The sequence below is a fragment of the Acinetobacter gyllenbergii CIP 110306 = MTCC 11365 genome (genome assembly GCF_000413855.1).
Taxonomy (GTDB): domain Bacteria; phylum Pseudomonadota; class Gammaproteobacteria; order Pseudomonadales; family Moraxellaceae; genus Acinetobacter; species Acinetobacter gyllenbergii.
In genome coordinates this window covers 1-25,334 of record NZ_ATGG01000012.1, presented here as the reverse complement: position 1 = coordinate 25,334, position 25,334 = coordinate 1, and the positions used below count along the sequence as shown (strand labels likewise).

The following is a 25,334-nucleotide window of genomic DNA, read 5'->3' as shown; positions in this document are numbered from 1 at the left end:
TAATGAAAATTATACCAGAACAAACGACCACCAGTCTGATTCATTCGAGTGATCAAGGTCTTAAACTTGATGTTGGTGCTTTTTGCTTTTTTTTACTTGGTATGTTTTTAGCAGCACTCATGTTTCATCGAATTGGCTTTTTTTAACTTTTTGACCACTACCCTATTCACATATAAAAGCCCTCAATGTTGAGGGCTTTTATTTTATCGACACCTTATGGCTTAACCATGACGCTTCGCAAACTCATCCATGAAGTTCACCAATGCTTGCACACCTTCCAACGGTACAGCATTATAAATACTCGCACGCATTCCGCCCACTGAACGGTGGCCTGCCAAGTTCAATAAGTGATGTTGTTCAGCTTCTTGTAAGAAGGTCTTTTCAAGTGCCTCATCCGCTAATGTAAAAGGTACATTCATCATTGAACGGTTTGGAATGGCAATTGGGTTATTATAGAAATCGCTAGAATCAATATAACCATACAGTAGTTTGGCTTTCTCTTGGTTCACTTTATAGATCGCATCTACCCCACCCTGCTCAAGCAACCATTCAAACACAAGACCAGATAAATACCATGCGTAGGTTGCAGGTGTATTCACCATTGAACCATTTTTAGCTTGATCCGCATATTTTAAGATACTTGGAATTTCAGGTTTCGCTTGATCTAATAAATCATCACGAATAATGACAATCGTTAAACCCGCTGGGCCAATATTCTTTTGCGCACCCGCATAAATCAATCCAAATTTGCTGACGTCCAATGGCGCAGACAAAATACTAGATGAATAATCACAAACCAACGGCGCATTCACCTCTGGAATCGCAGCAAATTGCAAACCACCAATGGTCTCGTTATCCGCATAATGCACATAAGCAGCATCGTTTGAAAGGTTCCATGCACTTTGCTCAGTAATCGCATGTTTACCATCAATGAGCGTACCTGCTTCAACGATATTGATATCGCCGTAACGTTTCGCTTCTTTGAGTGCTTTCTCAGACCAAATACCCGTATGGATATAATCTGCCTTATTATTCTTGCCAAGCAGATTTAATGGAATTGCTGAAAATTGTAGGGATGCGCCACCTTGTAAAAACAAGACTTTATAGTTTTCAGGAATATTCATGAGCTTACGTAAATCAGCTTCAGCCTTCTCTGCCACAGCAACATAGTCATTGCTACGATGACTCATTTCCATGATCGATAGACCTTTGCCCTGCCAATTCAACAATTCTTGTTGAGCTTTTTCTAAAACGGCAGTAGGTAATGCAGCAGGACCAGCGCAGAAATTATAAGCACGCATGAGTTTTTCCCTTGTTAAAGTGGAACAAATTGGAATGGGAATTTAACCATAGATTGGCGAAGCTTGCAGCAGCTTATCGCGTAAATATTTCAATTTAACCAAGAAAATGATATTAATTTTTCAATCCTATTGGATGTATAAATGATCTTTTAGGCCAAGGTTCAATAGTCGATTAAAACAGCTCATTTTCATCTTTTTTTCAAAGATTTATTTAGATTAAAAACTCTACTTTTTACAATTTCACTACACCAAAAGTGGAGATATAACTATTTAATTAAAAACATATTATTTTAATTTTACAAAAAGAATTTAGACTTAGTCAGGATATTATTAAATTGCGACATAACCAAATGTTGAAACGACATGATCGACCGAGTTTTAAGGTCCAGCACTTTCCTAAAATGTTAAGCTTGAGTATAGGCTTAATCAGCTGCGCCCTATTTTCTACGGCTGTATTTGCACAAACATTGAGTTATAGCGAAGCTGAACAATATGTTGTGGAAAATGCCTATTCGACACAAGCCCAACAAGCCTTGCAACAGGCCTCACAACTTGAAATGGAAGCTGTAAAACATCTCGGCTTACCCCGCATTGATTTAAATGCCCGTGCCTATTCATTTCATAGTGAAACCAGCGTACCCCTAGAATCGAGTAAACGTCGACTGGAAAACTCACTCACTCGTGGGTTTGATGATAAATTATCACAATGGGGCAACGTGCTTCCGCCAGAAATAATTGATCAAGTCAGTCAAGGTTTTGATCAGACGGTTAATGAAGGGTTAAACCAGGTTCCCAATAATTTAGATGTTACGGTCAAAGATCATGATGTCCGCACCTCCATCTCAATGGTCATGCCGCTCTATACTGGCGGTAAAATTAGCAGTGCGAAGCAAATTGCAACGATTCAAGCGCAACGCTCAAACATCAGTGAAAAGCAACAACAAGATTCACAACGTTTTGAAATGATCCAATCCTATTTTAATGTGCAATTGCAACAACAGTTACTCAATGCCAGCCTGTTTAATTTAAATGCAATGCAAGAACACTATAACAACGCGCTCAAATTAGAGAAACAAGGCTTTATTAATAAAGGCCAGCGCATGCAATTTGAAGTGGCGCGGAATAATGCAGAACGTACCTATCAAAATGCCCAGTCAAATCTACAGGCGAGCCAGTTTAGTCTCAAAAACCTATTACAAAGTAAAGAAGCCCTAAACCTCACTACTCCCCTGTTTGTAAATACCAGCCAAAATCACTCACTGGACAAACTACTTGCAAATTATGATCAAAATTCAAGTTTGATTAAAAAGCTACAAATGGATACCCAACTTGCCAACGAAAATATCAAAGTACAACAATCTGCGAAAAAACCAAGTTTGTTTGCCTTTGGTGAATATGGGTTGGACAATAAAGAGAACTGGATTATCGGTGTGATGGCCAAATACAATTTATTCTCTGGCATTGATAACAATAAAAATATCCGTGCTGCCGAACTGAAAAAATATGCTGCTGAATTAATGACAGAGCGCACCAAGCAAGAAGTCGAAAATGTGCTGTACAAATCTTATAGCGAATTAAATGCATCTCAAACCAGCCATCAACTGTTAACCCAAAACACCAAAGCCGCACAAGAGAACTTACGTATCCAACAGCTTTCATTTAAAGAAGGTATGGGTACGGCGACTCAAGTGATTGATGCACAAAATGCTTTCAGCGCATTAAGAAGTGAGATGGCGATAAATTCATATAAATACATCTTATCTTTAGCGACTTTATTACAAAGCTATGGTTCGATTGATGAGTTCAAGCTTTATGTTAATCAACCACGTACTGACTATATCCGCTAATTGGAGAAATTTATGAGCCAAGATCAATCATCATCCAATTCAGAACGCGATACAGATCAAGTGGGTAACGCCGCTGAAACTCAAGACACCAACACCCGGACTGAGCAAATTGCACCTGTAGAAAAAGTGGATCCACTCAAACCTGATACCACCTCAAATCAGCAACCACCACCTGCTGAGCCACCGAAAAAAGGCAAGGCAAAAATTATCGGCTTCATTATTTTAATCCTGCTTTTGGGTCTGATTGCATTTGGTTTATGGAAAGCCTATCAACCCCAAGCGATTGAGTTACAAGGTCGAGTTGAATCAGAAACAGTGCATATCAGCACCAAAGTTCCAAGCCGTATAGAAGAGTTCTATGTGTCTGAAGGTCAAACTGTTAAAAAAGGCCAAGCATTGGTTCGTTTTGTCAGTCCTGAATTAGAAGCGAAAAAAGAACAAGCACAAGCGGCATTACAAAGTGCGACCGCTTTTCATTCAACGGTATATCGTGGTGCTCAACAAGAGAATATCGATACCCTATATGCCAATTGGCAAGCGATGAAAACCCAAGCAGAATTAGCAGCGACAACTTATAAGCGTGGTGAAACTTTATTTCAACAAGGTGTAATCTCGCGTCAACGCCGTGATGAAATGCTGGCAGCACAAACCTCTGCCCGTGAAACTGCCGAAGCATCTTATCAACAATATGCCCGTGCCAAACGTGGAAGTACTGAACAACAAAAATCAACTGCCGATGCACAAGTTGCGATGGCTCAAGCCGCAGTAAAAGAAGCCAATGCCCTGACTGAAGAAACCAAACTGTATTCACCAACAGACGGAACCGTATCTAAAACTTACGGTAAGCCCACCGAACTTGTCGCAACGGGTGTTCCTGTAGTCAGCATTATCGAAGATCATGATTTGTGGATCAGCTTGAATGTTCGCGAAGACATGTATAGTTCAGTTTATAAAACTAAAACTTTAGAAGGCTTTATTCCTGCGCTGAACCAGAAAGCAACCTTTAAAGTCAAAAATATTGATGCTGAAGGTGACTTTGCAACCATCAAAACTACACGTCAGACAGGCGGCTATGATATTCGCAGTTTTAAGTTCCACTTGGTTCCAGAGCAAAGCATTCCAGACTTAAAAGTTGGTATGAGTGTCTTGTTTAAAATTGAAGAGGCAAAATAAGCGATGTTTGCAGTGATGCTGCGGGAATTGCACTATTTAAAACGCCATAAAGTTGATTTTTTTATGGCGGTTATTGCCCCGTTACTGGTGATTCTGTTGTTTGGCAGCATGTTTTCAGCGGGTAAAGCTGAACATTTACCCATTGTGGTGATTGATCAAGATCAAAGTGAAATGAGTCGTAAGGTGATTCATGCGCTCAGCATTAATCACACCTTAAAGGTTAAAACCATTACGGCTAGCCAAGATGAAGCCGAACGACTCATCAATAAAACCGAAGCGTGGGGATTCGTGATGATCCCTGAAGGGGCTGAGCAACGTCTGGTCAAAGCCCAAGATGCGCAGATCAGCATTGCCTATAACCAGTCTTTTTTTAGTATCGGGAATACCATTTCCTCTGCCATGCTGATCAGTACCTTAAATGGTCTGGCTGATTATATGGGGCAAAGTTATTTAGCCAATACTATTCCCTATTTAGACATGCCCACACCACATATTAAAATCTCAACGCTTTATAATCCAAGTATGAGTTATGAACTATTTCTGGAACCGTTTATGGTACCAGCAGTCTTACATTTACTCCTATGTTGCTGTGTGGCTTTTGCCATTGGTCAGGAATTTAAGCGCAAGACCGTTGGCGAATGGGTGAACTCAAAACAAATTGTCTCCAGCCTACTGGGTAAAATCCTGCTCTATGTCTTTATTTTCTGTGCTTGGACTTGGTGCTGGATGTTCTGGCTCGCACATATACGTGGTTACTTTATCGCGGGTTCACTGACGCTCATTCTGGTTGCACAGTTTTTGCTGTATTTTGCCTATGCCGTGATTAGCAGTACAGTGGTGTTAGCTACTCAGAATTTACCCAAAACCTTTGGTTTTATCGCACTTTATGGCGGATCTTCACCGAGCTTCTCAGGCATTACCCTACCCTTGAATAATGCCCCTGCATTTACTCAATTCTGGTCAATGATTATTCCCTATACCCCTTATGCCAAATTACAAACTGAGCAATGGATAATTGGCAGTGATCTGTATGTTTCACTGCTTCCATTAGGGATACTACTGATCTTTGCAGGCTTATTTTTTATGCTAAGTGTCCGTCTGTTAAAGAAAAATTCTCAGGAGCTCTGCTCATGAAATCATTTTTCGGCTATTACCTACAGACATTTAAAAACATCTTTGCCAATAGCTCGGTATTTACCACCCTCATTGCGGCAATCTTGCTCTATAGTTTTTTCTATCCTACTGCCTATAAAGCACAATCTGCAGAAGATATCCCGATTGTGATTGTGGATGAAGAACAAAGCATTTTAACTTCAAAAATCATTAGCCAAGCATCGAATAGCCCGCATATTAAGATTACCACCGTGACAGATAGCTTTCTCGAAGCACAACGGATGGTGAAAAACCAGCAAGCTGAAGGTATTTTGCTACTTCCTGAAAATCTCACCAATAGCTTAAAACGTGGCGAGATGGGGGGAATTGGTCTATATCTCAGTACCGCTTATTTCATTCGAACCAAAGAAGTTGGTGTAGGCTTAGCAGGCTCAATTGAATATACCTTAAAAGAGCATTTGGAAAAATTTGGCAATGCTTCTGCTTTTGAACCAGAACTTTCAATTCATCAAATTCCTTTGTTTAATACCCTGTCGGGTTATGGCAGTTATATCTTCCCTGCTGTGGCCAGTTTGATTATTCATCAGACTATTTTGCTTGGCCTTGCCATGCTGACTGCCAGTTATCGTGAACAAGGCTGGGTGGCAAAACCTGTCGAGTTCTGGGCCACTTTTGCAGCGATCTTTACCACGGGTTGTTTAGGCTGCCTGTATTTATTTGGCTTTACCTTCTGGTTATATGAGTATCCACATGGCGGCAATTTCTGGGGCATGCTGCTTGCCGTACCGATTTATGTCAGCTGCGTGATTGGATTAGGGATGCTGGTCGGTTCACTGGTCGATATGCCAGAACGAGTGGGTCATTTGATTGTGGTGACGTCCGTCCCCCTATTTTTGCTGACAGGCACTGCGTGGCCACATGAAGCCATGCCACATTGGATGCAATACTTTGCATGGACACTACCTTCAACCCATGGTGTACAAATGTTTGTTCAGCTCAATCAGATGGGCGTACCAACTGCCATTGTGGTACCAAAACTGATTTATCTTGCAACTGTTGCTGCAATATTATTGGCGATTTCTTATTATCGCTTGGTTATAATGGAACCAATAAAAAAGGAAGCTGAATAGCTTCCTTTCTATCATCAGATACCAAATTGCTTTTTGACGACGTTTCCTAATTTTTCTTTAGCTGAGTTTTCTAAAACTGTGCCATGTGCTGCAACTAAATGCTGAAAATCCAATTGTAGTAACCGATCAAAATCATTTTTTAAGCTAGTAGATTTTGGTGTGACTCTTTTCAACCAAGACCCACCAATAAATAAGCCCAACCGAAATCCCATGAGGTAAATAATAATTTTGCTTAGAAAACTAAAATATTTCCAATCACTCCAGTATTGAATACTATCCGTAGTGATCAAAAGCTTTTTATCCTCCATATATAAAATAGCTTCAGGGCAAGTTGCCTGTTCAAAAATAAAAAATTCAGCATTTTTAATTGGTGGAACGACATCTGTTTGAATGGTCTTTGTCGGAAATAAACCAGAGTAGTTCACATGGTGTGATTGACTCCAAAATGTTACCTGATAGCGATCAATATAAAACTGATCATCTAAGCCATGAAAGTCACCTAAGCGAATGACATGTTTAACCGCCCCTAAAGCTTCCAATTTTTCTAATTCTGTTTCAGACATCCGAACTGCATTAATTAGAGTCAGCTCATTGTTTTGTTTGATAATAACCATATTACGATTCATAGAGAGACCAAATCCAAGCTTGATACTGCCTCTTAGTAAGTAAATATTTTCAAAAATTTCAACCATAGGATCATGCGGATAGATCGGCGCATATTTTTTTGACATTGTTATTTTCTCACTTATTTTAATATCAATATATTTTATACTTTTAGAACAAAATCATTAGATTGACCAATATGAAAAAATTAAAGTTAATTTTGCAATAAATATAAAAAAACCCAAAGAGAACTTTGGGTTTTTTAAACATTATTGTTTACGCTTCAGGTGTATCATCTTTCGGCTCAGCAGCGACTTGTTCAGAAGTGATTGCTTCAGCTTCAGTATTTTCTACATCATCAATCGCATCTAACTCTTCGTCATCCTCTACTGCTTCAATAGATACCACACCAACTAAGGTTTCAGCATCACTCAAGCGGATCAAACGAACACCTTGCGCATTACGACCGGTGGTTGCTACTTCGGCAGCACGTGTACGTACCAAAGTACCACCATCAGAAATCAACATGAGTTCTTTGCTTTCATCAATTGATACTGCGCCGACAAGCTCACCATTACGCTCACTGGTCTTAATCGCGATTACCCCCTTACCGCCACGCTTCTTGGTTGGGAAGTCATCAACTGGGGTGCGTTTACCATAACCATTGGCACATGCACATAGCACTTCACCCGTTTCAGGCACAACGACGAGTGAAACAATGCGGCTGACTAAGTTTGAATCTGATGAATCATCATTGTCATCACTATCATCATTTTCAACATCGGCATCTTCAGCTTCAATGGTATTGCTAGCGAAGCTGACACGCATACCACGTACACCTTTGGCAGTACGCCCCATGGCACGAACATCAGTTTCAGCAAAACGAATTGCCTTACCTTCATTCGAGAACAACATGATCTGCTGGTTACCATCGGTAATCGCAACACCAATCAAGGTATCTTCTTCATTCAGCTCAATTGCACGTAAACCGTTTGAACGAACATTACTAAATTGTGCAAGTTCAACACGTTTGACCGTACCTGACGCAGTTGCCATAAACACATAGTGATTTTCAGGGAATTCCGTCAATGGCAAGATCGCAGTCACAGTCTCATTCGCATCCAGTGGAAGCAAATTAATAATTGGACGACCTTTTGCGCCACGCGAAGCCTGCGGAACTTCAAATACGCGTAAGCGGTAAACTTTACCCACATTTGTAAAGCACAGTACCGTTGCATGGTTTGACGCCACAATTAAATGTTGGATGATGTCATCATCTTTCATTGCTGTTGCAGACTTACCACGACCACCACGACGTTGCGCTTGATAATCAGACAGTGGCTGAGTTTTCGCATAACCTGTTTGAGATACAGTCAATACAACTTGCTCTTCAGGAATCAAGTCTTCACGGCAGAAATCAACACCAGACTCGACAATCTCAGTACGACGACCATCACCATATTGTTGCAAGATCAACGCAAGCTCTTCACGAATCACATTCATCAGTAGGTTAAAATCACTCAGAATTGCAGTTAATTCGGCAATTTGACCTAAGATTTCAGTATATTCTGCGTGTAACTTGTCTTGTTCCAAGCCTGTTAAGCGGTGTAAACGCAACTCTAAGATCGCGCCAACTTGAGTCGGTGACAAACGATAGATATCACCCGACAAGCCAAATGGACGTGTTGGGTCTTCACCTTCAATCTCATCTGGGCGAACAGAGATAGCGCCTGCTTTTTCAAGCAATGCAACCACACCACCACCGGCCCACTCACCTGCTTGTAAACGCTCGCGCGCTTCAGCTGGGTTAGCCGAAGTTTTGATGGTTTCAATAATGGCATCAATATTGGCTAAGGCAACCGTCAAACCTTCCAAGATATGACCACGCTCGCGTGCTTTACGCAATTCGTACATGGTACGACGTGTCACAACTTCTTGGCGGTGACGAATAAATGCCGCAATAATCTCTCTCAGATTCATCAACTTTGGCTGACCATTGTCGAGACAGACCATGTTGATGCTGAACGAGTTTTGTAATTGTGTATGCAAGAATAAATTATTCACCGCAACTTCAGCGTTTTCACCACGCTTCAAGTCGATGGCAATACGCATACCGTCTTTATCAGACTCGTCACGAAGTTCAGAAATCCCTTCAAGTTTCTTTTCTTTGACTAACTCGGCAATACGCTCAATGGTTTTTGCCTTATTGACCTGATAAGGAATTTCAGTAAAGACGATCGTGGTACGACCTGTTTTCTGGTCTTCTTCGAAATGATATTTACCACGAATATGCAAACGGCCTTTACCGGTACGGTAAGCATCTACGATGCCTGATTTACCGTAAATAATACCGCCTGTAGGGAAATCTGGGCCAGTAATGTGCTCCATCAAACCTTCTACAGAGATATTCGGGTTATTGGCATAGGCCAAACATGCATTGACCACTTCGGTCATGTTGTGTGGCGCCATATTGGTCGCCATACCCACCGCAATACCTGTCGTACCGTTAATCAGTAGATTTGGAATACGCGTTGGCATTACTTGAGGAATACGCTCAGAACCGTCGTAGTTATCTTCCCAATCAACCGTATCTTTTTCTAGATCAGCCAAAATTTCATGGGTGAGTTTTTGCATACGAACTTCGGTATAACGCATTGCTGCCGCGCTATCCCCATCGACCGAACCGAAGTTACCCTGACCATCAACCAACATGTAACGCAAGCTGAAGTCCTGCGCCATACGAACAATTGTTTCGTATACTGCACTGTCACCATGAGGGTGATATTTACCGATCACGTCCCCGACAACACGAGCAGACTTTTTGTACGCTTTGTTATAATCATTGCCCAATTCGTGCATCGCATATAATACGCGACGATGAACAGGTTTTAGACCGTCTCTAACATCTGGCAATGCACGAGATACAATTACGCTCATCGCGTAATCTAGATATGAATGCTTGAGTTCGTCCTCAATGGCAATCGGTCTGATTTCCGATACGCTCATGCATACTCCTTGTTTACAGGTAGAGAGTTGTACCTGTTTTTATGTCTTCAATCTTGCAAAATTTTAGCTCAAGGGCTTGAACTAAAAATAAAAAATACAGCGAAAAATTATAGCACAAAGCACAAATCAACTGTGAGTTTAAGCATCTAAAAATAGCATTTTTTTACAATAAAAAAATTATATAAATGAATAACTTAAAATTATCAAATATCATATCCACCAATAAAAATGGATTCGTAGACTTTTTAAGCAAAAGTTCATCAAATGATTCAATAAAACTGTTGAATCAAATAAGATTTAGCTGGTTGTTTCAGCGCGATAATGCATATTAAGTTTTAGCCTACAGATCACCAAATCCAAGCCTTATTTAAACCTTTTATGTATGGAATTCTGTCGCTGACTTATAAAATAGCAAAACGCAACCAAAAGCTTGTTTAATAAAAACCATCTGAAAATGAATGATATGCCAATCGGCGTAAACAAGCCCTCTTTAGCTCCTCCCCAGACTCCCACGACAAATAGCTCTTATTTTTGATTCTAGTGCTATTTAAGTACCGCCTGGGGATCCAGAATGTATTTGTCCGGATAACCTAAATACGACGCACATTATGCTCAACACGATCTTTATTAACCCAGATCAGTAAAAATAGCCATACCCCACCATTGATGGCTAAAACAACAAAATAAACTGTGATTACAATTACCCAAGCGTTTAAGGCATAAAAAAACGCCCCTTTCGGAGCGTTCTTCAACTTTTATTCAGAGCGAATTAAAGTTTAGATACCAATTCAGGTACTACAGTGTTCAAATCGCCTACTAACCAGTAGTCAGCAACACTGTTGATTGGCGCTTCTTCGTCTTTGTTGATTGCAACAATAACTTTAGAATCTTTCATACCTGCCAAGTGTTGAATCGCACCAGAGATACCAATCGCCATATAAAGATCTGGCGCAACGATTTTACCAGTTTGACCAACTTGGAAGTCGTTTGGTACAAAGCCAGCATCTACCGCAGCACGTGAAGCACCTTGAGCAGCACCAAGCTTGTCAGCCAATGGATCAAGTACTTTGTGATAGTTTTCACCAGAACCGACACCACGACCACCAGAAACAACGATACGTGCAGCAGTTAACTCTGGACGATCTAGTTTCACGATTTCTTCACTTACAAACTTAGAAATACCCGCATCTTTCGCTTCAGCAACCGCTTCAACTGCAGCAGAACCGCCTTCAGCAGCAACTGCATCAAAGGCTGTACCACGAACTGTACCCACGATAATTGCTTCGTCAGATTGAACAGTTGCGATTGCATTACCTGCGTAGATTGGACGCTTGAACGTGTTTGCAGATTCAACAGCGATGATGTCTGAGATCATGCTTACGTCAAGAAGCGCAGCAACGCGAGGAAGAACGTTCTTACCTGTTGTTGTAGAAGCAGCCAATACGTATTTGTATCCGCCTTTCGCGATGTCAGCAACTAAGCCAGCAACGTTTTCAGCCAATTGGTTTGCATAAGCTGCATTGTCAGCAAGTAATACTTTGCTCACGCCAGCAACTTTAGCAGCAGCGTCAGCAACTGCTTGAGCGCCAGAACCAGCAACTAATACAGTAATATCACCACCGATTTTTTGAGCTGCCGCAACAACGTTTAAAGTTGCACCGTTAAGTGTCTGGTTGTTGTGATCAGCGATAACTAAAATACTCATGATTTTATCCTTCTGTATTAGATCACTTTCGCTTCGTTTTTCAATTTTTCAACAAGCTCGTCTACAGACTTCACTTGTACGCCAGCTTTACGTTCAGCAGGAGCTTCAACTTTAATTGTTTTAAGCTTAGTGCCTGTTGCAACGCCATAATCAGCAGGTGACTTGGTATCAAGCGGTTTTTTACGCGCTTTCATGATGTTTGGAAGAGCAGCATAACGTGGCTCATTCAAACGTAAGTCAGTCGTGATGATTGCAGGAAGTGCAAGCTCAACAGTTTGTAAACCACCGTCAACTTCACGAGTTACTTGAACTTTACCACCGTCAACTTTAACTTCAGATGCGAAAGTACCTTGACCTGCACCAAGTAAAGCACCAAGCATTTGACCTACTTGGTTAGAGTCGTCATCAATTGCTTGTTTACCAAGAAGAATAAGTTCTGGTTTTTCAGCATCAACAACGCCTTTCAAGATTTTAGCAACTTCTAGAGCGCCAACTTCATCAGCCGTTTCAACTAAAATACCACGGTCAGCACCTAAAGCCATTGCAGAACGAATTTGTTCTTGAGCGTCTTTAGAACCCACTGAAACAACAACGATTTCAGAAACTGTTCCTTTTTCTTTTAAGCGAACCGCTTCTTCCACTGCGATTTCACAGAATGGGTTGATTGACATCTTAACGTTGGTAAGGTCAACCCCACTATTGTCCGGCTTAACACGAACTTTTACGTTGGCATCAACCACACGTTTTACAGCGACAAGAGCCTTCATGTAATCCTCGGCTGTTCTAAGCAAGTAAATGTAATGAAGAGCATTCTAACTCTTCGATTGAAACTTTTTAGGTGCCCTATCTTGCAATGTATTTGGCATTTCGGTCAAGTCACAATTTCCGCTATGGCAATAAAAAAGATGAAACGCTCAGTTCACATATTGAAAATAATTATCGGTGCTACAAATTTAGCTTATAAATATGATGAATATTAAACTTTGATTTTTTTAATATTTTATAAAATTCAACGATCTAAAACAGGCATTTTAATTTAACTAAGGATGATCTGTAACTGATCGTTTCTAGCAAAATTACAAGTGTTTTGGATTTTGCAAAAACGTGGCAATTAAGTAAGAACAGCAATTAAACGAATACCAGAAATAAACAGGAAAAGTAGTCGACTATTAAACGCTCAATTTTGCAACATAATATATCAAGAATTAGCTTTTTTGCGCACGCGGATGGGTTTGATCATACACTTTAGCCAGTTGTTCGAAGTCAACATGGGTATAAATCTGGGTAGTCGACAAATTACTGTGCCCCAACATCTCTTGTACAGAACGTAAATCCCCACTGGCAGACAGCATATGACTGGCAAAACAATGGCGTAATAAATGAGGATGTAAATCGACATTCACACCTGCACGTTGTGCTTGTAACTTGACCCGATTTTCAATTTGACGTGGTGTTAAGACATTACCACGTTGTGAGATAAAAACCGATGAATCCGCATTAAAGCCACCTAGCCAAATTCGATAGATTTTCAACCATTCAACCAAACTGTCTTTGGCCTTTAAACCAAAAGGAACAATACGTGTTTTATTGCCCTTCCCTGTAATCCGTAACAGTTGCCGATTAAAGTCGACATCTTTAATCGTCAATCCTTGTAATTCTGCCAAACGAAGACCACTGGAATAAAGCAATTCGAGCATGGCTTTATCACGTAACCATAATTGTTGTTCGATCGGTTTCTCTGGTGCTGCTTGGTCTAAAATTTGGTGAACGGTTTCAATATCAATCATCCCTGGTAAAGGTCGCGGTTGGCGTTTTAATCGAAAATCTTCAGATGGATTCTGTTCTAAATACTGACCTTGTTCTGCCCATTTCATAAATTGGCGAATTGACGTTAAATGACGCTGTAAGCTACTGCTACTCAGTTGATCTCGCTCAACCCTTGCCGCCAGATATTCCCGCAAATCAGAAGCTTCAACATCTTGCAGTTGCAATTGCTTGTATTCACAAAACTTAAAGAAATCGGTTAAATCACGCTGATAGGCTGCAATGGTATGTTCAGACTGATTTTGAATGATCCGTTCTTTTAACCACATGGACAGCAGTTTTTCAGGGCTTTCCAAGTTGCTCTCCAGTGTTATGCCGATACCAACAACGATAGTCTAACAAATTTTACTTCTCTTTATCATTAAACAAATATCGAAGAATCTCTTGCTCTGTACTACAATCATTTTCAAGTTTTAAATGGTGCTTGACCGATGACAGCCATGCTTATTCCTTATCTCATTGCAATTACTTTGCTCACGCTTACTCCGGGTTTAGATACCACGCTGATTATTCGTACTGCTACCTTGGAGGGCAAAGCCAAAGCCTTTCAGGCGGCTTTGGGGATTAATCTTGGCTGTATTGTATGGGGAATTATTGTGGCCTGTGGTTTAGGTGCGTTGCTGATGACTTCGGATCTGGCCTTCAATGCCTTGAAATGGATGGGTGCAATTTACCTGACATGGTTAGGACTCAATCTCCTTTTAAAACCCCGTAGCCAACTTGCGAATGTAAATGATTCAGCAGTAACAACACAAAACTGGTTTATTAAAGGTTTTTGGGGCAATTTACTCAATCCCAAAGTCGGTATTTTTTATATTTCCTTTTTGCCACAGTTTATTCCACAGTCTTCGTCTCCAATTATATGGACTATGGGACTGGTGATGATTCATGTCGTGATCGGCTTGATCTGGTCAATTTTTCTGATCGCTGCAATGCAGTCCATTTCTGCTTATTTAAAACAACCTAAATTTATTCGCTACATGGATCGCATCACAGGCAGTATTTTTATTTTGTTTGCATTGAAACTGGCTTTCAGCAAACGATAAACAATAAAAAGCGTGCTGATCGCAGCACGCTCAATATCCGTTTCATTCCTGCTTTAAATTTTTTAAATAACCATTAATTTGTATGGCAACCTCATCAGCACATTTCTCTGCCAGTTGATGATCACCATCTTCTACAATATAGAGTTTGGCTTTTTGCAAGATCTGATTTAAATATTGTCCAACCTCAATCGGACTAATCGGATCTTGATTACCCCAGATCAATAAAGTATCCACCTCTATATCTGGTAAATGTTGCTCATAGTCGACTTTCGTTGTCATAAACCAATCAGGATATTCAATATATTCCTGCTGATAAAACTGCCGCCAGTCTTGAACTTGAAATCGGTCAAAATTAATTCCACCCGAAGTTGCAATCAACACTAAACCTTTCACCAAATCTGATTTCTGTAATGCTGATGCAATCGCAAAGATTCCACCCATGGATTGGGCAATCAGAATAGAAGGCTGTTGAATCTGTGCAAGCACATAATTGCTCAGATCATCAAAACTGTGAATATCAGGGTTTGTTGCCACCCCATGAAAACCAGGATAAGCAATCACTTGCTTTGTATAATGATGAGGAAGCTGTGCAATCAGAGGATTCCAAAATTGTGTATTGCCTGATGCGCCAGCAAGAAAGACGATGTTCATCTCATTTGTCTTCTATCAATTGTGCAAGCAAAGGCTCAACCATTTCCTTGGCTCTTAACTGCTGTAACCATACAGCAGGAATATCCTCATACCCAAAAGCAAGTCCTGCCAATCCACCAGCCACACATGCTGTTGTATCCGTATCACGCCCCAAAGAAATTGCTTTTTTTATCACGGCTTGGTAGCTGGACTCTTGTAAGGCTAAATAAGCTGATTTGAGGCAATCCACAACATAACCGCTTCCCGTTCCTCCCTCTAAATCATCAGGGCGGATGAAAAATTCTAATTGCTCCAATTCATCTGGTCGATTTCCATAATACCCTCTTAAGATAGTCACAGCATGTGACCACGCGGCATTAATCGTCATCCCTTTTAAAATATATCTCGCCCATAAACAATATAAAGCACAACATACTTTTGAGCGTAGATGCGCATGGGTAATATGAGATTGTAAATAGGCAGCTAAAATTAATGCCTCGTCTGTCCCTTGATGCCACAACGCTAATGGTAGAACTCTCATCAATGCCCCATTGCCATTAGCATGTTCATCATCAATCGCGACTTGCATAATTGGCGTGCCTTGTAAATATTGTCGAATGGCTGTTGCTGTCTGCACCCCCACATCAAATACATGATAATCAGGAGCCATATATCCAAACTGATACCAATTCGCAATGCGATTCATTAAATCAACTGGATCTAACTTTTGACAATGAAGTAAAGATGCCAATAAACACAAAGCTTGTGCACCATCATCGGACCAGGTGCCAATTGGAATATCAGGATAGGTTCGACTAAAATTTTTAGGCGGAATCATATCGATATCAACAATATGAGGGAGTTGTTCAGGTAAGTTAAATTCATAAGGCACACCAACCGCATCACCGATTAATAAACCATAAATAGCACCACGAATCTTATTTTTCATTTTTCTCACATTTTATTATTGTAAAAATAAAAGGTAAAAAGCCTAACCTCAGACTTTTTACCTAAAATCAGTCTAATTTAGCCTTGGAAGTATCTTAAATCCAAACGGGCATCATAAACATGTGTGGTTGGACCAGTCATCCACACCACATCACCTTCACGCCAAGCAATATGTAACTTACCACCTGCAAGCTGCACTTCAACTTCATTGGCAAGTAGACCACGGCGCATACCACTTACCGCTGCGGCACAAGCCCCTGTACCACAGGCTAAAGTCTCACCGACACCACGCTCAAACACACGTAAACGGATATGCTTTTCATCCAGAATTTGCATAAATCCAGCATTCACACGTGCAGGAAAACGTGCATGTGATTCCACTTGTGGACCAATACGCTCAACATCCGCAGTCAATACATCAGGAACAATGGTGACCGCATGCGGATTACCCATGTTCACCACATCAATATTAATGTTCTGGTTATCTGCAAGCTCTAATGCGTATAAACCTTCAATATCTTCATGCTCTTGGGTCACAAATGGGATTTCTTCTGGCAGAAATTTTGGTGGTCCCATGTTGACGCGCACCCAACCATTTGCACCCAATTCAGGTTCAACAATCCCTGCTTTGGTTTGCACACGAATTTTAGTTTTGGTCGTGAGTTGACGCTCATGTACAAAGCGCGCAAAACAACGCACCCCATTACCACATTGTTCGACTTCAGAACCATCGGCATTAAAAATTCGATATTTAAAATCGACATCTGGCAAATCAGGCGGTTCAACAATCAATAGCTGATCAAAACCCACGCCAAAATGACGATCAGCCAAACGTTGAATCGTGACTGTATCTAAATAAGCACGCTGGGTCACAAGGTCAACGACCATAAAATCATTGCCAAGACCATGCATTTTGGTAAATTCTAAATACATCTTAATTTACTCCTCAGGCAACAAACGCTCTTTTTCCCAGAGTGATTCTATGGTTTCACGTTCACGAATTAAATAGGCTTGATCACCACTGACCATAACTTCAGCAGCACGACCACGGGTATTGTAGTTCGAGCTCATCACAAAACCGTATGCACCCGCACCTAATACCGCCAACACATCATTTTCCTGAAGTGCTAAATCACGCTCTTTACCCAAGAAATCGCCTGTTTCACAGATGGCACCGACCAAATCCCAAGTTTTAACTGCAACATCAGGATTTGGATTGACCGACTGAATATCCATCCACGCTTCATATAAAGCAGGACGAATTAAATCATTCATCGCCGCATCAATAATGGCAAAGTTACGATGGTTTGTTGGTTTCAATAAATCAACTTTTGTTAATAATGCGCCTGCATTGGCAGAAATACTACGCCCAGGTTCCATATAGACTTTGAGACCCAACTTTTCTAAAGCTGGACGCATCGCATTGGCATATTCTGCAATACTTGGCGGGGTTTCATCTTTATAACGAACCCCCAAACCACCACCGATATCAATATGTTTGAGGTTGATCCCCAAACTTTTCAATTGCTCAATCATCAAAATGACACGATCAAGTGCATCTACAAAAGGCTTGGTCTCGGTCAACTGTGAACCGATATGACAATCAATCCCAACAATCTCAAGATTTGCTAACGATGCTGCATATTGATAGGTTTCATTCACCGCATCACTTGGAATACCAAACTTGTTTTCTTTCAACCCTGTTGAGATATAAGGATGGGTTTTGGCATCTACATCTGGATTTACACGTAAAGAAATCGGTGCTTTTTTACCAAGTTTTGCTGCAACTTTCTGAATCCGATCTAACTCAGCATGTGATTCCACATTAAAGCAAGCAATCCCAACATTTAAGGCTTTTTCGATATCGGCTTCAGATTTACCTAAACCAGAAAATACGATTTTCGAAGGCTCACCACCCGCCGCCAAAACACGTGCTAATTCTCCACCGGTCACGATATCAAAACCCGCACCGACTTTTGCCAATACACGCAGAACAGCGATATTTGAGTTTGACTTCACCGCAAAACAGATTTGATGATCAATAAAATCAAAAGCACGGTGCATATCCAAATAATGCTTTTCAAAAGTTGCTTTTGAATACACATATAAAGGCGTGCCATATTGCTGTGCGAGCTGATCCAGTGAACATTGCTCAGCGTGCAATACTCCATTAATGCGGGTGAAACTCATGAAGATGTCCTTATTTACAAACTTAAGGTGAGATGGTCTGTGATTGAGTCGTTGACGATGTTGCTTGGCGTTCTACCTCTGCTTGATCTGCTTTTGCATCAGATGAAGCCTTAGCCTGAGGTGCTTCATTTTTATAAAGCAGATATTTAGCGCGCTTATCCTGATTTTGATCAGATGGTAATTGCAATGCACCTGACTGACCACATGCAGTTAAAATAACGCTGCTCAGCAATACACTGATAGAACAAATGACTTTAAGCATCTGTGCACCTAACTTTTACAATTCGGAGCAGTATAGCGTGATCATTAGATTGGCTAAAGTCTAAACTTGAATGAATCAAACAATAACCATAAAAAAACACCGACTTTGAGGTCGGCGTTTTGTGTTAAATCGGATAAAGAATTACTTTTTCTTATAGAAGAAATAACCAATTGCCAAAATAACAAACCAGATCGGGCTAACTTTGAGTGATTCCAACGTGGTTTCATCCAAGGCAAGGAAGTAGATTGTTGCAAGGAAGAATAAAATCACCACCCAACAGGTAAACACACCGCCAGGCAGTTTAAATGTTGATTGCGCATGCAGTTCAGGACGATTTTTGCGGTAGTTGATATAACTCCACATAATAATGATCCATACGCAGATGAACAGAATCGTTGATAGTGTTGTTGCAAGCGTGAATGCAGTTACTTCATCGTTAGTACCCGTTTGTAATTTATAAACGAACTGAACAAACGCACCAATGAAGATACAGATTGATGAGAAAATCAAAGCTTTTGCAGGAACTGCAGACTTTGATAATTTACCAAATAGCTTTGGTGCTTGCTCATCCGTTGATAAACCAAATAACATACGGCTAGTTGAGAATACACCGCTGTTCATTGATGACATCACTGACGATAATACCACCAAGTTCATGATAATCGCGGCAGAAGCAATACCTGCTTGTGAGAAGATATTTACGAATGGACTCACTTTAGGATTGATTTGATCCCAAGGGGTTACACACATCACCACGAACAATGCCAATACATAGAAAATAATGATACGGATTGGAATCGAGTTAATCGCTTTCGGTAAGTTACGTTTCGGATCTTGCGTTTCTGCAGCCGTAGTCCCGACCAACTCCACACCAACAAAGGCGAAAATCGCAATCTGGAAGCCTGCCAAGAATCCATCAAGACCTTTCGGGAACATGCCACCATGTGTCCAAAGGTTCGAAACACTTGCAACCGTACCAGAAGCATTGGTAAATCCAGTAAAGATCATCCATAGACCAACAGCAATCAAGACAATAATTGCGGTGATCTTCACCATTGCAAACCAGAACTCCATTTCACCGAACAGTTTTACGGTGACCAGGTTCAAACCCAGTACAAACAGGATCGCCACAGTACTAATCAGTAGACCACCTAAAGGTGTAAATGACTCGCCACCATTAAAGAATTCCAGATAGTAAATAATGGCTGATAAATCTGCGATACCAATGGTGACCCAACAGAGCCAGTAGGTCCAACCAACAAAATAACCAGCCCAAGGACCAATTAAATCCGTCGATAAATCGATAAAAGATTTGTAGTTAAGGTTGGATAGTAACAGTTCCCCTAATGCACGCATTACGAAGAACACCATCAAACCAATGGTCATATAAATAAACAGAATAGATGGCCCAGCCAAACTAATGGTTTTACCAGACCCCATGAACAACCCTGTTCCGATTGCACCGCCAATCGCAATCAACTGTAGATGTCGATTAGATAGACTACGGTGAAGTCCGCTTTGCTCAGCAGCCTCACTCAGATTTTGATTCGACATTTTACAAAAACTCTCCAGTGTTTTTAGTTCATTAGCTAAGATCAGCTCTCAATAACGATTCGTACCATTTTCGATATCTTTTCTCGTTATCTATAGATTGGCTGAATTCAGCTAAGCAATTTTTTACCTGTATTTTTCAAGTTAAATACAATTGAATTCGATCATACGCACAAGGCCAAAACAATACAATGAACTTATGAGGGCAACTCATCAGTCATAAAAAGGTACTTCAAAATTAAAGAGTGGCGATTTAAGCCACTCTTTTTCTACTCGAGAAAATATTGATTTATAATTCAATCATTAGAAGTTTGCTTCTGTTTATTTTTGAGACGCTCCTCCCAAAAAGTTGCATTGCGGATACCCAATTTAATTGGATCAAATGTAAACTCCTTAACTCCTGCTTTTTGTTGCTCTTCATAGTCACGTAAAGCCTTAATGGTCGGTTTCCATACAAAATAGGTCACGATAATACCGATGATATTAATCCATGCCATCAAACCGACCCCAATATCACCAATCCCCCAAATATAACCCGTTGCGCTGAGTACACCATAAGCCACGGAAATCATAATGAAGCATTTGGTGATAAATAAAAGAGATGGCGTTTTGGTGATATAGCTCAGATAAGTGATATTTGTTTCAGCAATATAGTAATAGGCCACAATCGTGGTAAAGGCGAAGAAGAATACCGCCAAGGCAACAAAGATTTGACCAAAACCACCAAATACGGTGCTGACTGCCATTTGTGTAAATGCAGGTGAACCAATTTCAGTGGTAGCTGCTACATTTTGCACGATAAATTGCCCAGCTTCTAAAGTCCCCTGTACGTTATACATGCCCGTAATCAAAATCATAAAGGCTGTTGCAGAACATACAAATAGCGTATCGACATAAATGGAGAAAGCTTGCACAAAACCTTGCTGTGCTGGATGCTGAACTTCTGCGGCTGCAGCGGCATGCGGTCCAGTACCTTGTCCTGCTTCATTGGAGTAAACACCACGTTTTACCCCCCAACCAATTGCAGCGCCAATCCCTGCCATTGGCGAAAATGCATCTTCAAAGATGAGTTTGATCACGCCAGGTAATTCTTGGATATTCATCGCCACAATAATCACGGCCATCAAGATATAACCCAAGGCCATAAATGGAACAACTAGCTCTGCGAAGCGGGCAATACGTTTAATTCCACCAAAAATAATGATTGCCAATAAAGAGACAATCACAATCAACGCTAATAGTTTATACGTCCCAACATTGCCAAACACGATGGCGCCCTGACCAGTAATTTGGGTAAACGCATTACCCACCGCATTCGCTTGAATGCCAGGCAGGAATAAACCACAGGAGACAATTGCAGCAATTGCAAAGAGAATCCCTAACCAGCGCTGGCCTAAACCACGATCAAAATAAAATGCAGGCCCACCACGATATTCACCTTGGTATTCGACCTTATAAATTTGGCCGAGAGTGGATTCGACATACGCGGTACTTGCACCCAAAAATGCAACCAACCACATCCAAAATACAGCGCCTGGACCACCAAACCCAATTGCCGCCGCCACTCCCGCAATATTACCGACCCCGACACGTCCAGATAAGGACACTGACAGCGCTTGGAATGAGGAAATCCCTTGCGCGGAGGATGAACCATTAATTAACAGCTTTGCCATTTCCTTAATTTGGCGAACCTGCACAAACCGAGTTAAAATAGAAAAAAATAAACCAGCGCCTAGGCATAAATAGATCAGCGCTGGACTCCAGATAATTCCATTTACCCAATTTACAATTTCTGCTGCACTCATAGACATCAACCTTTATTATATATTTTGAAAAAATAGCCACTGCTAAATTTCCATTCGTCTGAGCATGAGCAATATCTATGCCATTCGATCAAAACCTCATGACAACAAATAAGCGAACACACCAACACCATCCATGGAAAAAGTGAATTGAACAAAAAAAGCGATTGCTAAAAACACACTGTCTACACCTTGTAAAAGTTGTATATCATGTTATTTTTCTGAGCACTTCCCTTTAACCAATCTGCGACGAAATCATGCCGTCTTCGTTTTGTTATTCCTTAAAGAACGATCAGCATTGTTAGAAATTTTCGTCCTGATTCTTTTTTATCTAATTTTAAGAAACTTTTCAATTTTATCTTATGGCAAAAATTAAAACCGTTTACCGATGTGAACAATGTGGTGCAGACCATCCTAAATGGACGGGTCAATGTACTGAATGTGGCGAATGGAATAGCCTGCTTGAGGTTCGAATTGAGCCAGCAGTAACACATCGCGGCCAAGCTAAAATAGGCGGCTATGCGGGGCAAGCAGCCAGTATTACTACGCTCAATCAAGTCACAGTCTCCAATGAAACCCGCGTTCCGACAGGAATTAGCGAATTTGATCGCGTGCTCGGTGGCGGTCTAGTCATTGGTTCGGTGGTGCTGATTGGCGGTGATCCCGGGATTGGTAAATCTACCATTCTGTTGCAAACCGCCACCCATATGGCCAGTAAAAAAAGTACTGCCCTTTATGTCACAGGTGAGGAATCACTTTCGCAAGTGGCTTTACGTGCCCAGCGTTTGGATCTACCGACAGACTCGCTCAAGGTGATGGCTGAAACCTGCGTCGAGCGTATCTGTGAAGTACTGGCACAAGAGCGTCCTGTCGTCGCAATCCTCGACTCGATTCAAACCCTCTATACCGAAACATTACAATCTGCCCCTGGGGGTGTTTCACAGATCCGTGAATCCGCAGCTTTGCTAACCCGTTTCGCCAAGAATAGCGGTACTGCTTTATTCATTGTCGGCCATGTGACCAAAGAAGGTTCACTTGCTGGTCCTCGTGTTCTAGAACATATGGTCGATTGTGTACTGTATTTTGAAGGCCAATCAGATTCACGTTATCGCATGATTCGTGCAGTAAAGAACCGTTTTGGTGCAGTCAATGAACTCGGTGTGTTTGGCATGACCGATAAAGGTTTGCGTGAGGTTGCCAATCCATCGGCGATTTTTCTGAGTCGTTATGATGAAGCGATTCCGGGTTCTATTGTAATGATTAGCCGTGAAGGGACACGCCCACTACTCGTTGAAGTACAGGCATTGGTTGATGATGCACATGGACAACCCCGTCGTGTGGCACTCGGTTTGGAACAAAACCGTTTGAATATGTTATTAGCAGTGATGCATAGACATGGTGGCGTACAAACCTCAGGACAAGATGTCTATGTCAATGTGGTTGGCGGTTTAAAAATTACAGAAACAGGTTCTGACCTAGCGGTACTACTGGCATGTGCTTCTAGTTTAAGAGGAAAAGCCTTGCCACAGCAATTGGCTGTGTTTGGTGAAGTCGGACTCTCGGGCGAAATTCGCCCTGTACCGAATGGTCAAGAACGACTGAAAGAAGCAGCAAAACATGGCTTTAAGTATGTGATCTTACCTCGAGGCAATGCACCACAGAAGTCAATTGATGGCGTACAAATCATTGCCGTGGCACGCTTACATGAAGCCCTGACCGAAGCTATGCAGTTGAGTGATGAGTTAGGCTAATGGCTTGACATAAAAAAACATACTTTTGTTATTGAAATTCCATCGAAATACATGCATAAATACATTTACAAATTGGATTTAAATAGGAATTTTCGATGCAAGTACACCAGCGTGGCTTGATGGCAGCTCTTTTAATGGCAACTTTGGTTGCTGCACCACTTGCGGAAGCAAAGCGTGCAGGTGGCGGTAAAAGCCACGGCATGAGCAGATCTAGTTCATCTAGCCAATCTTACCAACCATCACGCCAAGCAACTCCAGCACCTCAACAACAAACTGCGCCACAAAAATCTGGCCCAGGTGTTGGTACAATGGTTGCTGCGGGTGTCGCAGGTGCTGCAGTAGGTGCTGTTGCAGCGAATGCGTTGGCAGATGATAAACAACAGAACCCAACTGCAACTGAGCAACAAGCAACTCAACAAGCGCAACAACAGGAAGAAAAAGGTGGTATCCCTAGCTGGCTTTGGGTGCTTCTTGCTGCTGCGATCGCCTTCTTTGTGTTCCGCAAATTAGGCGCAAAAAAAAAATTAGCAGCCAATAACCCATACGCTCCAAACAATGGCGGCCAAAATAATTTTGGTCGTCAAACCCCACCTCAACCGACTGCTCGCCAGACTGGCGACAACACCAATATTTTTGGTCAGTCAGTTGGTGGTGGTGCGCCAACACAAGCACCGTTTGGTGGCGCGTCAATGAGTAGTGGCAACCAGTTACCAGATGGCACTGAACCTGCTGCATTCTTGCGTATCGCGCGTCAACGCTTTAACCACATCCAGTCAGTGAACAGCGCAAGCAATATCGAAGAAATTCGCCGTTACTTAACACCTGAGCTCTATAGCTCAATGTACAGCGACATTATGTCGAACCAAGACCAAGACGTTGCTGAATTTAGCAACCTCAATGCAATGGTTGTGGAAAGTTCGACTGAAAATGGTCAATACATCGTGAGCGTGCGCTTTACTGGTACTGTCAGTGAAGACTTGAATAGCTTACCGCAACCCTTTGCTGAAATCTGGCATTTTGTGAAGCCAGCTGGCTCACAGCAAGACTGGGTTGTTGCTGGTATTCAACAAGCTTAATCTGTTTTTATTGATGTCAAAAGAGCTGTTTCGACAGCTCTTTTTTTATTAGCTGAATATGATAGACACAAGAAATCAAAGCTAAAAAAAGCCACTCTCTATATCGGAGAATGGCGGAGTGTAAATAGAACAACGTTTTATGCTTATTATTACCGTGAAAACACAACCTAGCACGATCAGTCTATTGATACTAACGGATATAATTATAGAAAAACCATTCCTCTTTTGGGGAATAAACCCAATTTTATTAAGATCATTTATCCTAAGCGAGCACCTTATCTAGCCATTCAGCCATTCAGCCATTCAGCCATTCAGCCATTCAGCCATTCAGCCATTCAGCCATTCAGCCATTCAGCCATTCAGCCATTCAGCCATT

General features: G+C 41.3%; 22 protein-coding genes. 8 read left to right on the top strand and 14 right to left on the bottom strand.

Features of this window, described 5'->3' with window-relative positions:
* The first annotated feature begins 2 nt into the window (after positions 1-2).
* Complete coding sequence (locus tag F957_RS21615; protein WP_004654651.1) at positions 3-146, top strand: hypothetical protein; 144 nt, start codon at positions 3-5, stop codon at positions 144-146.
* Positions 147-221: 75 nt separating this feature from the next.
* On the opposite strand, the gene serC is transcribed toward F957_RS21615, so the two are convergent.
* Complete coding sequence (gene serC, locus F957_RS12975) at positions 222-1,301, bottom strand: 3-phosphoserine/phosphohydroxythreonine transaminase (protein ID WP_016540855.1); 1,080 nt, start codon at positions 1,299-1,301, stop codon at positions 222-224.
* A 350-nt stretch (positions 1,302-1,651) separates the two neighbouring features.
* On the opposite strand from serC, the gene F957_RS12980 reads away from it, so the two are divergent.
* The 4 genes from F957_RS12980 to F957_RS12995 are packed head-to-tail and all read left to right on the top strand — an operon-like array spanning position 1,652 to position 6,564.
* Positions 1,652-3,148: a TolC family protein gene (locus F957_RS12980; RefSeq protein WP_016660274.1), complete on the top strand. Its 1,497-nt coding sequence runs from the start codon at positions 1,652-1,654 to the stop codon at positions 3,146-3,148.
* A gap of 12 nt (positions 3,149-3,160) precedes the next feature.
* Positions 3,161-4,321 carry an HlyD family secretion protein gene (locus F957_RS12985; protein ID WP_016540853.1) on the top strand — a complete coding sequence of 387 codons (1,161 nt, stop codon included), beginning with the start codon at positions 3,161-3,163 and terminating at the stop codon, positions 4,319-4,321.
* A 3-nt stretch (positions 4,322-4,324) separates the two neighbouring features.
* Positions 4,325-5,455: an ABC transporter permease gene (locus F957_RS12990; RefSeq protein ID WP_016540852.1), complete on the top strand. Its 1,131-nt coding sequence runs from the start codon at positions 4,325-4,327 to the stop codon at positions 5,453-5,455.
* Complete coding sequence (locus tag F957_RS12995) at positions 5,452-6,564, top strand: ABC transporter permease (RefSeq protein WP_016540851.1); 1,113 nt, start codon at positions 5,452-5,454, stop codon at positions 6,562-6,564. Before F957_RS12990 ends, F957_RS12995 begins: the two co-directional genes overlap by 4 nt.
* 14 nt (positions 6,565-6,578) lie before the next feature.
* On the opposite strand, the gene F957_RS13000 is transcribed toward F957_RS12995, so the two are convergent.
* From F957_RS13000 to xerA, 6 genes are all read right to left on the bottom strand, one after another.
* The gene (locus F957_RS13000; protein ID WP_016540850.1) at positions 6,579-7,295 is read right to left on the bottom strand and encodes a hypothetical protein; all 717 of its coding nucleotides are present in this window, start codon (positions 7,293-7,295) and stop codon (positions 6,579-6,581) included.
* Between the two features lie 148 nt (positions 7,296-7,443).
* Positions 7,444-10,173, bottom strand: coding sequence for a DNA gyrase subunit A (gene gyrA, locus F957_RS13005; protein ID WP_016540849.1), 2,730 nt, complete (start codon positions 10,171-10,173; stop codon positions 7,444-7,446).
* Between the two features lie 590 nt (positions 10,174-10,763).
* Positions 10,764-10,925 carry a hypothetical protein gene (locus tag F957_RS21495; RefSeq protein ID WP_016540848.1) on the bottom strand — a complete coding sequence of 54 codons (162 nt, stop codon included), beginning with the start codon at positions 10,923-10,925 and terminating at the stop codon, positions 10,764-10,766.
* A 17-nt stretch (positions 10,926-10,942) separates the two neighbouring features.
* The gene (locus tag F957_RS13010) at positions 10,943-11,878 is read right to left on the bottom strand and encodes an FAD-binding protein (RefSeq protein ID WP_016540847.1); all 936 of its coding nucleotides are present in this window, start codon (positions 11,876-11,878) and stop codon (positions 10,943-10,945) included.
* Positions 11,879-11,895: 17 nt separating this feature from the next.
* Positions 11,896-12,645, bottom strand: a complete 750-nt coding sequence (locus F957_RS13015) for an electron transfer flavoprotein subunit beta/FixA family protein (RefSeq protein ID WP_004654672.1) — start codon at positions 12,643-12,645, stop codon at positions 11,896-11,898.
* Positions 12,646-13,083: 438 nt separating this feature from the next.
* Positions 13,084-13,971, bottom strand: coding sequence for a site-specific tyrosine recombinase/integron integrase (gene xerA, locus F957_RS13020; RefSeq protein ID WP_171068273.1), 888 nt, complete (start codon positions 13,969-13,971; stop codon positions 13,084-13,086).
* A gap of 162 nt (positions 13,972-14,133) precedes the next feature.
* Here xerA and F957_RS13025 point away from each other — a divergent pair, with 162 nt between their 5' ends.
* On the top strand, positions 14,134-14,748 hold the full coding sequence (locus F957_RS13025; protein ID WP_016540845.1) for a LysE family translocator: 615 nt from the start codon (positions 14,134-14,136) through the stop codon (positions 14,746-14,748).
* Positions 14,749-14,790: 42 nt separating this feature from the next.
* Here F957_RS13025 and F957_RS13030 read toward each other — a convergent pair whose 3' ends face one another.
* The 7 genes from F957_RS13030 to F957_RS13060 all read right to left on the bottom strand — a co-directional run bounded on the left by F957_RS13030 (position 14,791) and on the right by F957_RS13060 (position 22,134).
* Entirely contained in the window at positions 14,791-15,399 is a 609-nt protein-coding gene (locus F957_RS13030; RefSeq protein WP_016540844.1) for an alpha/beta fold hydrolase, read from the bottom strand.
* Position 15,400: 1 nt separating this feature from the next.
* Positions 15,401-16,327 carry an ADP-ribosylglycohydrolase family protein gene (locus tag F957_RS13035; RefSeq protein WP_016540843.1) on the bottom strand — a complete coding sequence of 309 codons (927 nt, stop codon included), beginning with the start codon at positions 16,325-16,327 and terminating at the stop codon, positions 15,401-15,403.
* A gap of 77 nt (positions 16,328-16,404) precedes the next feature.
* Complete coding sequence (dapF, locus tag F957_RS13040; RefSeq protein ID WP_016540842.1) at positions 16,405-17,259, bottom strand: diaminopimelate epimerase; 855 nt, start codon at positions 17,257-17,259, stop codon at positions 16,405-16,407.
* Between the two features lie 6 nt (positions 17,260-17,265).
* Positions 17,266-18,516 (bottom strand): diaminopimelate decarboxylase, encoded by a 1,251-nt coding sequence (gene lysA / locus F957_RS13045; protein ID WP_016540841.1) that lies wholly within the window; start codon positions 18,514-18,516, stop codon positions 17,266-17,268.
* A 22-nt stretch (positions 18,517-18,538) separates the two neighbouring features.
* Positions 18,539-18,778, bottom strand: a complete 240-nt coding sequence (gene lptM, locus F957_RS13050; RefSeq protein ID WP_004654681.1) for an LPS translocon maturation chaperone LptM — start codon at positions 18,776-18,778, stop codon at positions 18,539-18,541.
* 141 nt (positions 18,779-18,919) lie between these two features.
* Complete coding sequence (locus F957_RS13055) at positions 18,920-20,332, bottom strand: amino acid permease (RefSeq protein ID WP_004654682.1); 1,413 nt, start codon at positions 20,330-20,332, stop codon at positions 18,920-18,922.
* 293 nt (positions 20,333-20,625) lie between these two features.
* Entirely contained in the window at positions 20,626-22,134 is a 1,509-nt protein-coding gene (locus tag F957_RS13060) for an alanine/glycine:cation symporter family protein (protein ID WP_016540840.1), read from the bottom strand.
* A 359-nt stretch (positions 22,135-22,493) separates the two neighbouring features.
* Here F957_RS13060 and radA point away from each other — a divergent pair, with 359 nt between their 5' ends.
* Positions 22,494-23,882 (top strand): DNA repair protein RadA, encoded by a 1,389-nt coding sequence (radA, locus tag F957_RS13065; RefSeq protein WP_004654686.1) that lies wholly within the window; start codon positions 22,494-22,496, stop codon positions 23,880-23,882.
* 95 nt (positions 23,883-23,977) lie between these two features.
* Positions 23,978-24,958, top strand: coding sequence for a Tim44 domain-containing protein (locus F957_RS13070; protein WP_016540839.1), 981 nt, complete (start codon positions 23,978-23,980; stop codon positions 24,956-24,958).
* Positions 24,959-25,334 lie beyond the last annotated feature (376 nt).